The organism is Termitidicoccus mucosus, assembly GCF_038725785.1.
GTDB classification, from domain to species: domain Bacteria; phylum Verrucomicrobiota; class Verrucomicrobiia; order Opitutales; family Opitutaceae; genus Termitidicoccus; species Termitidicoccus mucosus.
Map to the genome: position 1 here is coordinate 3,309,061 of NZ_CP109796.1, position 16,504 is coordinate 3,325,564.

5 protein-coding genes are annotated in these 16,504 nt (G+C 67.2%); all 5 read right to left on the reverse strand.

Annotation, left to right across the window (positions count from 1 at the left end):
• Positions 1-26: 26 nt before the first annotated feature.
• Genes OH491_RS11735 through OH491_RS11755 form a run of 5 tightly spaced genes read right to left on the reverse strand, consistent with a single transcriptional unit; the run spans position 27 to position 16,496 of the window.
• On the reverse strand, positions 27-815 hold the full coding sequence (locus OH491_RS11735) for an HpcH/HpaI aldolase family protein (RefSeq protein WP_068771241.1): 789 nt from the start codon (positions 813-815) through the stop codon (positions 27-29).
• A 19-nt stretch (positions 816-834) separates the two neighbouring features.
• Positions 835-1,659: a M55 family metallopeptidase gene (locus OH491_RS11740; RefSeq protein ID WP_084442349.1), complete on the reverse strand. Its 825-nt coding sequence runs from the start codon at positions 1,657-1,659 to the stop codon at positions 835-837.
• 42 nt (positions 1,660-1,701) lie between these two features.
• Positions 1,702-6,876 carry an autotransporter outer membrane beta-barrel domain-containing protein gene (locus tag OH491_RS11745; protein WP_342751030.1) on the reverse strand — a complete coding sequence of 1,725 codons (5,175 nt, stop codon included), beginning with the start codon at positions 6,874-6,876 and terminating at the stop codon, positions 1,702-1,704.
• Between the two features lie 42 nt (positions 6,877-6,918).
• Positions 6,919-12,978, reverse strand: coding sequence for an autotransporter outer membrane beta-barrel domain-containing protein (locus OH491_RS11750; RefSeq protein ID WP_148663224.1), 6,060 nt, complete (start codon positions 12,976-12,978; stop codon positions 6,919-6,921).
• 8 nt (positions 12,979-12,986) lie between these two features.
• Complete coding sequence (locus tag OH491_RS11755) at positions 12,987-16,496, reverse strand: hypothetical protein (protein WP_342751031.1); 3,510 nt, start codon at positions 16,494-16,496, stop codon at positions 12,987-12,989.
• Positions 16,497-16,504 lie beyond the last annotated feature (8 nt).

Below are 16,504 nucleotides of genomic sequence, written 5' to 3' on the forward strand. Positions count from 1 at the left end.
ATCGGATTAAAACTTATTGATTGCTCTTATTTGAGGGTGAATGATTTTCTTGCCGTTTCCATGGCGGTCCGGGCCGACTGGTTTATCAAAATGATGTCAGCATCCAGACAGATGAAAGTATAGCCGAGCGCCACGGCCTCGTTCAATTTCTCACGGGTCGAGTTGACGATGTGCTGCCCGGCGACCTTCCCGTGGCGGCGGCAGGCGTCGACCAGCGACGCATAGGCTTTTTTCAGATAGGGATGCTGGGTCTGGCCCGGAACACCGTAGGAGCCGCTCATATCGTAAGGTCCGATAAAAATGCCGTCGATACCCTGAACGGCGAGTATCTCCTCGATATTGTCCACTCCCGCCTTGGTTTCGATCATCGCGATGACGACCACGCTTTTGTTGGCTGTCGTGGCATATTCATCAAAACTCGATCCCCAGTCATTCATGCGTCCGAAGCAGTAGCCGCGCACGCCGTCCGGCGGATACTTGGCGGCCGCCACGGCGGTGCGGGCCTGGGCGGCGGTCTCCACCATGGGCACGATCACTCCCGCCGCCCCCACATCAAGGCACTGGCGGATTTCGATGGTATCGGCCCTGCTTACGCGCACAAGCAAGGCGGTGTCGCGTCCATGGATGGCCCGCGCGATACTCTCCACCCCCTGAATGCCGACCGATGTGTGCTCGCAATCTATGCCAAGCCACGCGAAACCCGCATTTGCCAGTATTTCGGCACAGGTGGGGGACGAGGTCTGTATCCAGGAACCAATGATAGGTTCTTTTTCATCAAGCGCCTTGCGCAGGCGCAATTCAGATCCGTTGAACATAAAATATATATTTTGAAGATTATAGTTTTGCCTGCACCCTGAGCTTGAGCTGCCAGTAGTCCGCCCATGCAGCGGTCACAGAAGACGCGTCGATGCGGATTGAATCATCGGATATGAACAAACCACCCGCCTGTCGTCGGAGCTCATCGAGATAGGCGCCGGGCTTGAACGCGCAGACCAATCCGACCGGGCCTAGTTTCCACGGCGCGGTGGCGGGCGGCTGCCTGGCAAGCGCGACGGCGGCGGCGCGGAGCCGCCCGAGGACATCCGCCAGCGCGAAGCACTCCCCGCCAAACGGAGCCCGGGAAATCTTGGTCTCCACGGTGACAACGCCGGGGACGAGCCCCCTGGCTTCCTCCGTGCCGGCCGAATCAGCGGCCACCAGCACCAACGGCACGCCGAAATCGCCCGCGATGGCCGTTTCCATGCCGATTTCCCCGACCAGGTTTCCATTTATATAAATCGCCTTGAAGTCCGGCTCGTAAGTGTGGCTGAGCAGGTGTCCCGCGCCCTCCATGGAGTGAAAACCCTGCAAAATCAACCCGTCGCAAGCGGCGCCAAGCCCGCCGGCCCAGTCCGCGCGATAGGGCGGTTTTCCGCAGAACGCGCGCACGCCGCGCGGCAGGCGCGCGACGTCTATGTTCCGCCCGAACCAATGCTCGTCGTAAATTGACACCTCCCCCGCCCCGCCCTCCAGCAGACCCTCCACCAGCGCGAGCAGCTCCTGCATGAACCACTCCCGGCCCTGCGCGTACTCCGACGCGCCAGGGGTCACCTGTGGCATACCGACGATGCCGGCAACGCCCTCCATGTCACAACGGATGTGAAAATTTCGCTTTTTCATGAATATGATTTTTATGATAATGCCGATAAATCAGGATGCGTTTTACCAGGTGTAACCGATGGTGAGATTTGCCGTGTATCCTTTGCGTTGTTCACAAAGCTCGGCCGCCCCGGACAGACCGATGTGCATATGCTTTCCGAACTGCAATGACATGCCCAGATCCACCATTCCGCCGACACCGGCGAGGTCGCTGTCGAACACATAATCCCCCACGCGCACCCGGCTCTTCCCCTTGCACTCGTAAAGAACGGCGGCCTGGGCGTAAAGGAAACCCCGGCAGTTTTTCCAAAAGGAAAACTCGTGCACCGTGCGGGCGCCTGCGCGCACTTCTAACGAGTTGGCGCCGCTTATCCGGTAGGCCCGGCCAAACGAATCCGACGCATCCTCAATATCATGATCCTGCCAGACCGTCTGGACAAAGGGCACGACGTTCTCCCGCCCGGCAATCAAATACCCGAGCTCCGCCGACACGGCGCGGCTGTGGCCGGTGGTGGAAAACTCCGCCGCGCCCGGCACCAGCACCTGATAATCCTCGCGCGAACGGCGGAAAACCGCGTCGGCATACCAGTTGCCGGCGGTGACGCTGGCATACAAGCCAAGGCCGTCCGACTCCGTGTCTGCTTCGGACGCGCCGCCAGCCTGGTCCATGTTTGCGTTAATATAATCAACAAACACGCCGACCGCCGCGCCCGCCGTGTCTCCGTGGCCCCGCCACTCGCCGCCGGCCTGCATGCCTTTTATATGGCCGCGCGCGCCTTGATACAATCCGGTGTCTATTTTGTCATAGCGATAAAGTGCGTTCACCCAGATGCCGCCCGAATCGTTTGTCTTTTCAACACCCCGCGCCGAGGAAATCCTCCGGCTCAGCGCGTCCATTGACGCCTTGCCCATCAGCAGGGCCGTGGTGTCCAGCCCCGTGAGCGCCGGGGCCACCGGATCGAGCGTCGTCCGCCAGCCGTGCTCGGTGGCGGACTTGACATAGCCCCACAGATAAGGATCGTCCGCCACCCTGATCGCGCCAGAGTCGCCGGTCTGGAAAACCGCGCCGGAGTCGAAATCGCCGCCATCGACCAGCGTGATGGTCTGGATTTCCGCAGCGGTCAGCGGCGGTGCCGCCGTCCCGGAAACGTAGTCGAGTTTTAGCCAAGTCGTGCCCGACACGGTTCCGTTCAATTGCAGCTTGTCAGCGACGGTGCTTCCGTTGCCTGCGATGCGCAGCACCACCGCGCCGCCGTCACCATGGTAGGCGCCGTTGACGGTCAGCGTCTTGAAGTCGGTCGCGCCGGCGGCCCGTCCGACGTAGATGGCGCCGCGGTTGGTCAGCACCGCGCCGGGAAGCAATTCGATGGTCGCGTCGGCGGGCGCGCGGAGTTTCACGGCGGTGTCCGAGAGGGCGTCCAGAGTGGTTTCCAAGGTGAGGGCACGCGCGATGCGCAGGGGCACGCCGCCGGAGAGGTGCAACTCGCCCTCTTTCATGATGATGCTGTCGGCGCTGATGACGGCGGTGGCACCGAGCACGAAGATGCCCTTGCCGCGTTTCTCCAAAACGCCGGTGCCGGTGATGCTGCCGGAAAAAACAAGCCGGTCGCCGCTGGTGATATTAAACGCGGCGGTGGCACTGGTGGCGATTTCCGTGTCAACCGTGAGGGTGCCGCTGCCGGCGAGGGCGGCACCGTTGTTCAAAATCACATTTCCAATCCGCAGATGCTCGGTGCCGTCGCCAGTGATGCCGCCGGCACGGACGGAGCCGCCGGCGAGAATTTCAACGACGTTCGGCGCGTGGCCGACACCGCCAAAGACCGCGCCAGCCTCAACGTTGATTTTTCCGCCCAACACGCCGCCGTTGAGGAGGATCGCCCCCTCCCCCACCCTCACGGTGCCGGCGTAGGCGGCGCTGTCACCCGCGAGCACGAGCCGGCCCGCGCCGGTCTTGACGAGCACGGCGGTTTCTCCGGGCGCGGACAGCGCACCGGTGTGCTTCACGGAGAATGCCTGCGTGTTCAGCGTGCCGGTCGCGCCGGGCAAGGCCTCGATCTTGTTGGGCAGGGCGGCGATGTCGGCCATCGCCTGAAGCGCACCGCCGGCGGTGAACACGATGGCTGTGCCGCTGGTGTCAATCTGCTCCGCGCGGTCGAAGGCGACGATGCCGCCGCGAAGGTCGATGCCGTCCGCGAAGATGTTGGCGGTGTTGGCGAACAAGACCGTGCCGTCCATCACGCGCATCCCGTCCGTGAAACTGTTGGCCGCGTTCTCAAACACCACCGTGCCCGCGCCCTCTTTTATAAAACCGCCGCCGGCAGGGGTAAACTCGGTGCCGGTCTGGCTGGTGGCGTCAATCTCGATGCCGCCACCGTTGAAACGGTAGTTCGCGGTGCCCGTCACGCGCATTTCGGCCACGGTGACCATCGTGGCGTCAATGGTGATGTTGCGGTCGTTCACATGGGCCGCGTCGGCGGTTCCGTCGAACACCACGCTGTCGCCGCGGGCGAACGAGATGGGGGCCGCGCCGGACTCCCACTGCTTGCCGGCGCTCCAAGTGACGCCGCCGCCCGTCCAAGTGATGACCTCGCTCCGTGCGTTTTCCATGTACAGGCTCAACGTGCCGCCGGCCACGCTCACGGTCCCGGTCTCGCGGTCGCTGAGCACGCGCCCGTTGTCCCGCACGACAGCGCCGCCAGCGAGGGCGGCAAGGCCGCCGGTGACGGAGCCAAATTCGGCGAGGGTGTAGTTGCCGTCGATGAGGCGGCTCACGTCGATGACCAGGCTGGCGCCGGCACCGGCGGAGAGCACTTCGAGTTCGTCCGCCACGAGCCGTGAGTTCACGCTCGCCGCCGGATCGGCGGCGCCGGAAATGATATTAAAGTTCATCACGGCGCTGTCGGCCAGCGTGAGCTTGCGCATGGCCAGCGTCTCGGCGGTTTGCGCGCCCGGCATCCCGATTTGCAGGCCGCCGCCGTCGGCAAGACTCACGGCGTCCGCCCCGCCGGCACCACCGAACACGGCACCGCCGGCGACTTGGAGGGAGCCGCCGAGCTTAGCCGGGACGTCGAGGAGCAGCCGGCCCGCCGCGACCGCGGTGGAGCCGGTGAACGACGCGAGGTTGTCGGCACCGAGCACAAGCGCGCCGGAGCCGGTTTTTATAAAATTCGCCGCTGCCGTGCCGACAATCACGGAGTCGGCGCGGAAGGTCGCGGCGGCATCCTGGACATCAATCCCGGCGGTGGCACCGGCGGTGATTTCGAGTCGCGCGGCGAGGGTGCCGCCAGCGCCGGGGGCCGCGCGCAGGGTGCCGCTGCCATCAAACAAGATGGTGCCGCTGGCCGCGCCAAGCTGGTCGGTGTCGTTGAATTGGATGACGCCGCCCGCCCCGCCGGCGACGCCGATCTGGATGCCGCCGCCGAACAGATTTCCGCCGGTGTTTTCAAACACGAGCGCGCCGGCTCCGGTTTTTATCAATTTTCCGCTGGTGCCGCTGCCGGTGATCTTGCTTTCAGCCAGCGCACTCGCACTGGTGACGCGGATGCCGCCCGAGCCGGTAAACGCATAGGTGCCGCTGGCGGCGGTGACGTTCATCTCGGAGACGGTGACGCCGGCACCGGCGAGGCGGACGGCGCGTTTGTCCATGGCGGCGGCGTCGCCGAAAGTCACGCTGTCGCCGGTGAGGAAATGCGTGGCCTCCGCGCCGGGGGCCGCGCCATCGCTCCAGCCGGCGGCGCCGTTGCGCCAGACGCCGTCGGCGGAGCCGGTCCAGTGGAGGGCGAGGCCGTAGGTGGTGTTGCTCAGGAGGACGAGGGAGCTGCCGGAGAGGGCGAGGTCGGCGGTGGTGGCGCTGTTGCGCGCACCGTCGGCATCGAGGACAAGGCGGGCGAGGTCGAGGCCGGCACCGGTCCAAGTGGCGAGGGTGAAGTTTTGGCCGGCGGTGGTGAGGCCGAGGGCGAGGGTGACGGTGCCGGTCTGGACAATCTGCCCGGTGCCGGTGATGGCGAGGCGGTCGGCGGTGTTGCCGGGGAAGAGGTCGAGGGCGATGCGGGCGCCGTTGTCGAGGGCGAGGGTGGTGCTGTCGTTGAGGGTGCCGGCGGCGGTGGCGTCGTCGAGGCCGACCTGGAGAGTGGCGCCGCTGGCGATGGTGGCGGAGAGATTGATGGCACCGAGGCCGCCGAAGGTGGCGCCGGCGGCGACGGTGACCCGTCCGTTGGCGTGGCCGAGGTTGGCGGCGGTGTTGCCGAGGAGGACGCGGCCCTCGTTGATGGCAAAGGTGCTCTGGAAGGCGCGGTTTTCGCCGTGGAGGACGAGGTCGCCGGCGCCGTTTTTGGTGATGAAGGATCCATTGGCGCCGCCGAGGGAGTCGGCGTGGCGGTCGGCGGCGCCGGGCGCGCCGAGCGCGAGGGTCATGCCGCCGGCGATGTTAAACACGAGCCGGGCACCGGCGGCGCCGACGTGGAAGAAATTGCCGACGCTGGCGTTGGAGACGGGCGCGATGTTGTTGATGACCTGCTCGGCGGTGACGCCTCCGGCGGTGGCGATGTTGCCGGCGGTGTTGCCGGTGTAGGAATAATAATCGCGGCCGCCGTCGCCGGTCAGGTTGATTTCGACGTAGCTGCCGGCGTTGCCGAGGGAGACACCGCCGCCGGTGTGGCCGGCCCAGTTATCGGTGAAGGTGACATTGTTGAGGATAAGGGAGGCGGCGGATGGCATGAGGATGGCGCCGCCGCGCGAGACGGCGCGGTTGCCGGCGAAAGTGCCGCCGGTGACGATGGCGGTGCCGCTGTTTACAAGGATGGCGCCACCACCGGCGGCGGCGGCATAGGCGCGGGTGCTGCGGTTGCCGATGAAGTCAACATTGGTGAGCGAGAGAAAGCCGGACTTGTAGATGGCACCGCCGCTGTTGGCGGACAAGGAGGTGAACACGGTGCGGCCAGTGGATCCGGAGGGTCCGATGATCAGCGAGCCGGCGACAGCGTTGATGTTGAAGGAGCCGCCCTGATCGTTGGACTCGCCGCGGAAGGTGAGCGTGGCGCCGTCGGCGACGCGGTATTCGAAGCTGGAGCCGCCCACGGTCAGGCGGTCGGAAAGGGTGGTGTCCTGATCAATGAGAACCGGCTGGGCATCCGCCGGCCATACGAGCGCGAGGAGGGAGGCCAGCAGCGACGGCGCGAAGACGGACGCGCGGGAGCGGCGGGATGCCGACGGGGTTCCGGAATGGATGGCTTTTTTCATGGTTTGAAATGGCTGGGGGTCGATGGCGTTTTAATTCATGCCTTACCACAGGCGGCGGAGGCCGAGGTTGACGGTGAAGTTTTCCATTTTGTCGGCCATGTATAACGAGGCGTCGAGCGACAGCGCCCAGTGCCGGCCCATTTCCAAAGCCGCGCCGCCCTCGAGCAGCACACCCGTGCCCTTGGTGCGGTTGTCGCGGAATTTCCGCGTGGCGGTCTCCTCGAACTCGGTGTCCGCGAACCGGGTCGCGTCCACGGTCACCTCGGTGCCGCCCTCGAGCTCGCGGGCAAGCGCGATGCCGAGACGCGGGACCAGCCGCGTTTTTGCCCCCCACGCAAACTGGTTCCACATGCGCACTCCGGCGCGGCACTCGAGCGACTCGGCGCCGTCGATCCGGTAGACGCGGTCGAAGGAGTCCGTCGTCGCGTCAATGTCATGCGTCAGCCAGCCGACTCTGGCGTAGGGGACAATTTTTTCACCGCTCCGGGTTTTTATCATATAACCAAGCTCCAGCGCGCCGCCGCGGCTTTCGCCTTCGGTATCGAAGGACGCGGCGCCCGGCACCGTGACGGTGTAGTCCTCGCGCGCGGCGCGGAAGAGCGCGTCCACATAGAACGAGCGGAAATCATACGAGAGATAAACGCCCGCGCCGTTGGCCGTGGTCTCGGCGGAACCCGAGTCCCCCAGGAAATGCAGGTCCGATTTTGCGTAATCGTAGAACACGCCGGCGGTCAGCGCCCAAGTGTCGCCGGACCAGCGTTTGTCCGCGCCGGTTTGCACGCCGTAAGTGGAAGCATCGCCGCCGTCGTAAGCGCCCGACTTGAGCCGGTCGTAGCCATAAAGGCCGCCGGCCCACAGAGCACCGCCATGCGACGCGCCGCCGGAGCGCGCAAGCGCGAGGCGGTTGGCGAGCGCGCCGAGCGACGTCTTGCCGATCAGGATCGGGGCCACGTCCATGCCGAGCACGGCGGGCAGCTCGGCGGGGATGGTCTTGATGTAAAGGAAGCCGTCGGGCGAAAGCATCAGGTCGTAGCCGCCGCTGGTGTAACGTTCGGCGAGCCGGAACGCGGCGCCGCCGTCCATGCCCTGGCCCGCCTCGATGAGTTGGATCCGCGTGTCGCCAGCGGCGGCGGAGGTTGTTTCCATATTCAGGAACACCAGCGTCTCGCCGGTGGCGCTGCCGGAAATGGCGAGACGGTCGGCGTTGACGATGAGGTTTTCACTCAGCAGCACGTTCAGGCGGATTTCGCCGTAGCCGTTGTAATCGCCGGTAATGGCCATCCGCCCGAAGTCGGCGCCGTCGGCGGCCTTGCCGATGCGCAGCACGCCGTTGTTCACGAACAGGGGCGCGGTGATTTGCGAGGCGCCGGAGGCCGCGAACGACGAACCCACGGCGATGTTGAAGGTGTGGCCGATGGCGAGCGGCACGGCGCCGTTCAACACGAGGCCTCCCTCGCGCAGGTTAAGCGTGCCGGCGGAGAGGCTGCCGCCGCTGCCAAGGACCAGCGTGCCGGAGCCAATCTTGCTCACCACGCCGGTGGCGCCGGTGATGGTGCCGGCGAGGGCGGCGGTGCCCGAGAGCTGCTCGATTTCCACCACAGACTGGTTTTGGATGACACCCGCGAGACCGGCGGGCGTGCCACGCAGCACACCGCCGGCGACGGTCACTCCGCCCGCGTTGGCCAGCGTGCCGGAAATCACGAGCGTGCCCGCGCCAGCCTTGGCCAGCGCGCCGTCGCCCAGCGTGCCCGCCCACGCGGTCGTCCTGCCGGCGGCGACTTCGACGGTGCCGCCGGCAGCGGCAAACTCCAGCGCACGCTGGGTGGTGAAATCGCCGTCCACATAAAGCGCGCCGCCCTCGAACACTACGGCGCGGCGCAGCGCGGTGTCGCCCAGGCTCGCGTCCGCGGCCACTTGCAACACGCCGCTGCGCAGCCGCGTGAGGCCGGCGTAGGAATTGGAGCCCGTCAGCGCCACCGTGCCCGAGCCGGTGTCAACGACGACGTAAACGCCCTGCGTCGCGGTCGTGGTGCCGCCGATCTGGAAACCGAACACGCCGGGCGTGGCGAGCGCGATCTGGTCATTCGCCCCGATGACCCGTCCGGTGTCGCCGGACAAGCGCAAGCCGGTCCAGTCGTTGGCGCCGGCGGGGTCGGTGCCGGAGAAGCCCGCCGTCTCGGACAAATCGAGCCAGCCACCGTTCAGGACAAAGGAATGCGACACGGCGGCGGGCGCGGCGATGTCGCGCAGCATGAGCACGCCGTCGTCGATTTGCGTGGCGGCGTGGCCGAGCGCGGCGGCAGTGGCGTAAACCAGTTCGCCGCCGCCGGATTTGGCTAGTGTGCCGGTGCCGTCGAGCGTGGCAGTGACGGCCAGCCGCCCGCCGGCCCCAATGTCCGCCGTCACCAAGCCGCCGGCGGCGCCGATTGTCGCGGCGCCGGCCAGCGTGCCGGTGCCCGCGAGGCGCGAGCCGTCCGCCAGCGCCACCGCCGCGAGGGTCAGTTTTTCCATCGCACCGCCGACGGGCGAACCGACTTGGAGCGTCGCGCCGTTGGCAACCGTCACCGTGCCGGAGACCGAGCCGGCACCGCCAAAGACCGCGCCGGCGCCGACGGTCACCGCGCCGCCGAGCGCGGCGTCGGGCGAGCCCAGAAACATCCCGCCCGCAGCGACAGTGACGCTGGCGGCGGCGTTGGTGTTGGCGCCCGTCAGCGTGAACACGCCGGAGCCGGTTTTCACGAGCGTGCCGGCAGAGGCGGCGTCATACGTGCCGGACCAGACCAGCGTGCTTTGCGTCCCGACGACATCAAACGTCGCGCTTCTGCCGGCGGCGATGGCGAGTTTGTTCGCGATGGTGCCGCTGGCGGTCGGACGCAGCGTGGCGGAGTCGAGGAAGGTGATGCCGGCGGTGCCGGTGGTGGCGAGCTGCGCGCCGTCGTTGAACGCAATCACTCCGCCGGAGAGTTCGATGCCGCCCTTGAAAAGGTTGCCGCCGGTGTTTTCAAAGGCGAGCGTGCCTGCGCCGTCTTTTTTGAGTTTGCCGTCAACGCCCGTGCTGCCGCTGAGCGTGCCGATGGCGGCGTCGGTCATGATGCCGCCGGCGCCGTAAAAGCGGAGGTCACCCGCGCCGTTCACCCGCAGGTCGGAAGCGATGACGTCGGCGTTGACCTCGACGGCGCGCGGGGCGGGAGCCGCGCCGGTCGAACTGAAAACCGCGACGTCGCCGTCAACAAAAGCCAGGGGCGCGCCAAGCGGGTCGAGCCAGTCGAGGCCGCCGGCCCAAGCGGTGCCGGCGGCGCCGGTCCAGCGCATGATGTCGTTGCGGCTTTGCTCGACGGTGATGTAAAGCCGGCCGGCTGCGGCGGCGGTGTCGAACAGCACGCGCTGGCGTCCGCCCAGCTCAAAGTTGTCGCCGTAGGTGACGTGCGCGCCGGCCAGCGCGGTGCCGCTGCCGATGTCATACACGCCGGGCAGGAGACTGCTGAGGTTGATGGTGTAGAGCGACAGGTCGCCGCCACCGGCGAGGAGGTTGAGCGTGCCGGCCTCCAGCCTGGAGTTCACGCTTTGTGCGGCGGTCGTGGTGCCGCTGACAAGGTTGATGCTGACAATGCCGCCGGCGGCTAGGTTGAGCGTGCCGACGGAGAGCGTGCCCGCCGCATCGGCGGCTCCGGGACGGAGAATGCCGCCGGACTCGACGGTGACGGCCGCCGCCGATCCGGAGCCGCCGAAGGTCGCGCCGTTTTTCACCAGCGCCACCCCGCCGAGACGGGCGGCGGTGGCGAGCAGAAGCGTGCCGGCGTCCGCGCGCGTCGTGCCGGTGAAGGCCGAAGAGTCGCCGGTCAGCGTGAGCGTGCCGGAGCCGATTTTGGCGAAAATGGCAGAGGCGTCCGCACCGGTGAGCGTGCCGGCGTAGGCGGTGTCGAACGCCAGCGTGTCGAATGCCGCGGTTTTGCCTGCGGCGATGTGAATGGGCGCGGCGAGTGTGCCGGAAACAGCGCCGCCGGCAGCGGCGCGCAGCGTGCCGGTGGCGGTGAACTCGATGGCCCGGCCGGCACCGAGGCCGAGTTGCGCGGCGGCGGTGTAGGCGAGCACGCCGCCCTGGATTTCGACGCCGTTTTCAAAGAGGTTCGCGCCGGTGTTTTCAAAGGCGAGCGCGCCCGCGCCGGTCTTGATGAGTTTGCCGCTGGTGCCGGTGGCGGTGATTTTGGTGTCGGCGAGCGCGCTGGTGGCGGTGACGAGAATGCCGCCCGAGCCGGTGAAAATGTAAGCGCCGCTGGTGGCGGTGACGTTCATCTCGGAGGCGGTGGCGCCGGCGGCGGCGATGGTGACGACACGTTTGTCCGGCGCGGCGGCGTCGCCGAAGGTCACGCTGTCGCCGGTGAGAAAATGCGTCGCCTCTGAGCCGGGGGCCGCGCCGTCGCTCCAATTTGCGGCGCGGTCGGCCCAGATGCCGTCGTCGAGGCCGGTCCAGCGCAACGCAAGGCCGAAGGTGGTGTTGCTTTGGAGGAGAAGCGAGTTGCCGGAGAGCGCGAGGTCGGCGGCGGTGGCACTGTGACGGGCGGAGGAGTCCTCGCCGTTGAAGGTGAGACGGAGGTCGGCGAGGTTCAGGCCGCTGCCGCCGGTCCAAGTGGCGAGGGTGAAGTTGCTGCCGGTTTGGGTGGCGCCAAGGTTGATGGTGACGGTGCCGGTCTGGTTGAGCGCGGCGGCGGAGAGGAGGTCGGCGGAGTTGCCGGCAAAGAGGTCGAGGTCGAGGCGGGAGTTGTTGTCGAAAAAGAGGGTGCCGCTGGCGGTGAGCGTGCCGGAGGAGGTGGCGCCGTCGAGACCGACTTGGAGCACGCCCCCGGCGGCGATGGAGGAGGAGGCGGTGATTTTGCCCAGGCCGCCGAAGGTGGCGTTTTCGACGAGGACGCGGGCATTGGCGTCGGTGCCCCAAGAGGCGGCGTTGTTGCCGAGGAGGACTTTGCCGGCGGTAATGGCGAGGGTGCCGCCGGCGCCGGTGCTGTTGCCGTGGAGGACGAGGGTGCCGGCCCCTTGCTTTTTGTAGAGGGCGCCGCCGCCGCCCTTGAGGGTGTCGGCGTCGGGCGCGGAAGGGTCGCCGATGACAAGGGTGACGGCGTCGGCGATGTTGAGGATGAGGGTGGCGCCGTTGGCGGTGGCGTTGTAGAAGCCGCCGTTTATGGCGACGGCGGCGGGGGCTGTGTTATCGGCGATGTCGGCGGCGGAGGCGTTGGCGTTGCCTGCGAGGTTGCCGGTGAAGGCATAGTGGTCGCGGGCGCCGTCCTTGGTCATGTTGATTTCGACGACGGCGGAAGCGTGGCCGCTCATGATGGCGCCGCCGTTGGCCCCGGCCCAGTTGTCGGTGAAGGTGACGTTGTTGAGGGTGGTGGTGCCCGCCTGGTTGATGTAGATGGCGCCGGCGCGCTGGGAGGCGCGGTTGGAGGCGAAGGTAACGTCGGTGAAGGTGGCCTGGTTGACGGTTTGGTTTATATAGATGGCACCGCCGAAGCCGGTGGCGGCGTAGTTGCCGGAGAGGGTGCCGCCGGTCATGGAGAGGGTGCCGCCGAGGCGGATGGCGCCGCCGGAGACCTGGGCGGAGTTGTCGATGAAGCTGACGTTGGTGAGAGTGGTGAGGGCGGTGTTGTCGGCGCGGATGGCACCGCCGCCGGCGTTGTTGCTGGTGGTGAGGCTGCGATTGTTGATGAAGGTGACGTTGGTGAGGGAGACGGTGCCGGTGTTCCGGAACGCGCCGGCCTCACCAGAGGTGGTGGCGGTGAAGATGGCGCCGCCGGTGCCGCCGGGCGTGGCCGGGCCGATGACGAGGGCACCGGCGGCGTTGTTGATGTCGAAGACCCCGCCGAGACCGCTTTGGGTGCCGGTGAAGGTGAGCGTGACACCGTCGGCGATTTGGTATTCGCGGGTGACGCCGGCGCCGAGGGCGACGCGATCCCCGGTGCCGGCAATGGTGACGGTGGTGTCGCTGGTGACGGGGATGACGGTTTGCGCGCGCAACGGGAAGGCGAGGGCAAGGAGGCAGGCGGCCAGCGAGGCGAGGACGGCACTCACGCGCGGGGCAGGGATTTGCAAAGGGGCAAGGGTGGGCATGGCTCGTTTCATGATGGCTGGTGTTTGGGGCTGGCAGTGTTTGAACGGGGACGGCGCGCGGGCGATTTGTGCGCGTTTCTTTTGGAAGACGGCCCACCGCCGCCTGCATCGTTTCCGGCGAACGGGGAGATGCCACGACGGAGGCGGAAGGCGGCGAGGGCGCCGATGGCGTAGTAAAGGTAGGCCGAGGGGGCGCCGCCGCCGCTTTTTCCTTCATCCCCGCCGCCCGCTCCGGGCGTGCCGTTGTTGCCGGGGGTGTTGGTGGCGTCGGGGGCGAGGGTGAGGGTGACAACCTCGGCGGTGCCGCTGGCGAGGGTGATTTTGCGAATGGCGGCGTTGCCGGTGTCGGCGACGTAAAGGTCGCCGGCGGCGTCGAGCGCGATGTCGGCGGGGGCGTTGAACCATGCGGCGGTGCCCGTGCCGTCCTGATAACCGGGGACGCCGGGGATGGCGGGCGCGGTGTCGTCGCCAGGATGGCCGGCGAGGGTGCGGAGGGTGCCGGAGCGGAGTTCGCGGACGAGGTGGTTGCCGGTGTCGGCGATATAGAGGCTGCCGTCCGCCGCGCCGCCGCGGAGAAGGCCGTCCGCAACGAGGGCGCCGGGTGAGCGGAGGCGCGCGACAGCGGCGGGGCCATCGACGCAGCCCGCCTCGCCGGCGGCACCGGCGATGGTCGCGACCTCGCGGGTGTCCGGGGCGATGACGCGGATGGCGTGGTTGCCGGTGTCGGCCACGTAGAGCCAGCCGGCGGCGTCCACCGCGATGCCCCGGGGCGAGTCGAAGGTGGCGGCGGTGCCGCTGGCGTCGAGCGCGCCGGGAGCGCCGTTGCCGGCGATGGTGGCGACAGAGCCCGAGCCGGCGGCGATCATGCGGATGAGGTGGTTGCCGGTGTCGGCGATGTAAGTGTTGCCCAGATTATCAACGGCCACGGCAGCGGGCTGGTTGAGCGGGGGCGCGGCGGAGGCGGCCAGCGTGATCGTCGCGCCGTCGGCGGCGACGGCACGGATGGTGTTGTTGCCGGTGTCGGCGATGTGGAGTTTTCCGCTGGCGGGGCTGATCTTGAGACCACGCGGGTGATCGAAGCGAGCGGCGCCAGCGGGACCATCGGCGGCGCCGGACGCGCCGGGCGAGCCGGCAAGGGTGGTGATGGTTTTGCGGTCGGCGGCTATTTTCTGGATGGCGTGGCGGGCATTGTCGGCAACGTAGAGGTTGCCCGAGGTGTCGAGCACAAGGCCGGCGGGCTGCGGGAAAACGTCGGGGGCGACGGTGAGGGTGGCGGGAGGGCTGATGGCGGGCTGGCCGTAACCGTTGTCGGCGACGCAGCGGTATTGCCAGCCGTTCATGGCGGCGGTGGCGCCGGTGATGGCGAGGGCGGCGGTGGCGGCGCCGGTGTGGATGGCATCGTCAGTGACGTTTTCCCATTCGCCGCCGGGCTTGAGCACCTGCCACTGGCAGGACGGCGCGGGATTGCCCTGGGCGGTGGCGGTAAACACCACAGAGGCAGACTGGCCGGCGGTGGCGTTGGCATTGGCTGGCGCGGCGGGCAGGCCGGGAGGGACGGCGAGGGCGAAGGCGGCGTCGCTGCGCAGTTCGGAGCCGTCCTTCATGCGCAGGGTGATTTTGCCGCCGCTGGCGAGAAACGGCGGGGCGGTGGCGGTGATTTGCGCGGACGAGTCCACGCGGAAGGCGGCGGCGGGCACGTCAGCGAAATACACTTGGGCAACGTCCGTGAGGTCGTCGCCGGCGATGGTGGCCTCGCCGCCAGCGGCGACGATTTCGGGGATGGCGGCGAGGATGGGCGAGAGGGGCTGGGTGATCTCGACCCATTTGAGGCGGAGACCGTTGGAAGGAAGCCCGTCAGGGAGATCGAGGGCGCGGACGAAGAGAGTGTTGGCACCGTCGCGGAGGAGGCCGGCGGGCACATTCCAGGAGAGGTATTGCGAGGCGTGCCCAAAGCCGGCCTTGATCGGGGTCTCAAAGGGATAAGCCGCGTCGAGCCGGACGGCGGGGGCGAGTTGGACGCCGTTAAGCGTGACGAGCCATTCGCCGCGCGAGACGTTCGATGGCGGGGTGGTTTCGTCGCCGGTCCATTCGTCGTTGGTGATGAGCTGAAGGCGGAGGGTGCCGGCGGTGTTTCTTTTGCGCGGAAGAATGTCGAGCTGGAACTCCCGCGAGTTGTTCGAAGCGCCCGCCCCGTCGGTGAAGAGCAGACCCCCGACCTCCAGGAAAAAGTAGCCGGGCGGTTGTTCGAGGGCGGCGCGGTCGAGGAGGCCGGGGATAAGCTCGAAGGGCGGTTCGTTGAAGGGGCCGACGCGCTCGGAGAAGCTGCCGTGCTTGCGGTAATAGACGAAGTTGAAAAAGGAGAGGCCGTCGGCGCCGCGCGCGAGGGCGATGCGGGAGGTGTTTTCCAGCATTTCCTTGGTGGTGCGGCGGAAGCAACTGTTGCCGTAGCCGGTGACGCCGGTGAAATTCCAGACTTGGGACTGTTGGAAAAGCGTATAATAAATGGTGGCGTCCGGGACGGCGGCACGGAGGGCGGCGAGGGCGGTTTGCTGGCTGGTGCGGGCGGCGGAGGGTTTCATGTTGAACCACTCGATGCCCTGCCGGCGCCACTCGACGGGGTCGAAGCCGACGTCGTTCCATTCTGCCTGGTCGGCCGGCATCTGGGCGCCGAGCCATTTGTGCTGGCCGGGCTTGGCGGTGGCATCGAGGATGGCGCGGACTTTGCCGATAAAGGCGGACATGATGACGACGCGCTCCGCGCGCTCCTCGTCGGTGGAGGCGGTCGGGAAATAGATTTGGTAGCGCATGAAGTCGAGTTCGAGGCCGTCGAAATCGTAGCGCCCGAGCATTTCGGCGATGAGGTCGAGCTTGTATTGCCTGACTTCGGGGATGAGCCAGTTGTGCAATTTGACATTGTTATTGGTGGAGCCGGCGACGTCGCGGATGTCGGGATTAAGGCGATACTCCGGGTGCTCGACGTAGAATTTCGCCAGCGACTGGACCATGGCGCCGCGCAAGCCCTCGGCGTAGGTGGCATAGGCGTATTCGAGGTGGTGGGCGTCGTTCAGGCGGAAGGAAGCGAGGGCGGCGACACGATGTTTTTTGCACTCGTCTATAAAGACGCCGATCATGTCGCCGCCGGCGAGGAGGTATTTGTGGTAGGCGTTGGCGGGTTCGAGGCCGTAGTGTTCGCGGAACCACGCCTCCTGCGCCTCCAACGGCGCAATTTCGCTTTTCCACCAGGGCACCCAGCCCATGCCGGGCTGGATGAGCTGGGCGTCCACGCCGGCGACGGCGGCCTCGGCCACGCTCGCGCGGATCTTGGCGTCGGTGAGGCCGTCGGTGTTTCTGTCACCGTTCGGGTTGTAGGAGCTGACGCAGTTGAGTATATTGGTGGCGTCGTTGTTGAATATCATCCGCCAGCCCGGCCCCGAGCGCGGGGCGGCTTCGATGGAGACGATGCACGCGGCGACGAGGACGGCGGCAAGGCAGACGGCGGGGTGGCGGGATGACTTCATGGCGGGGC